The 245-nt window shown below is 44.5% G+C and carries 1 protein-coding gene; it reads left to right on the top strand.

The window, feature by feature from the left end; translation table 11 throughout:
* A partial coding sequence (locus AAEY88_RS15060; RefSeq protein ID WP_350563690.1) for an ATP-binding cassette domain-containing protein occupies positions 1-245 on the top strand: 245 nt, incomplete at both ends.

Here is a 245-nt window from a genome sequence, read left to right as displayed (position 1 = left end):
ATTAAATATAATTCAAGTAAATGGTTTGTCTAAAGTGGTATCTACCTTTGAAGGTGAGTTGCCCATCCTCAGCGACATCAGCGTTAATGTCAAGCATGGCGAATCTGTTGCAGTAGTGGGCACTTCTGGTTCTGGTAAATCTACGTTACTTAGTTTGTTAGCTGGGCTTGATACGGCGAGTGGCGGTGAAATATTTTTAGATGGCGAGCCGCTACATAATCTCGATGAAGAAGCGCGTGCTGGGC

The sequence above is a fragment of the Psychrobacter sp. CAL346-MNA-CIBAN-0220 genome, from assembly GCF_040309805.1.
Taxonomy (GTDB): domain Bacteria; phylum Pseudomonadota; class Gammaproteobacteria; order Pseudomonadales; family Moraxellaceae; genus Psychrobacter.
The sequence above is the reverse complement of the archived record's forward strand: the minus strand, read 5'-3'. Positions and strand labels throughout refer to the sequence as shown.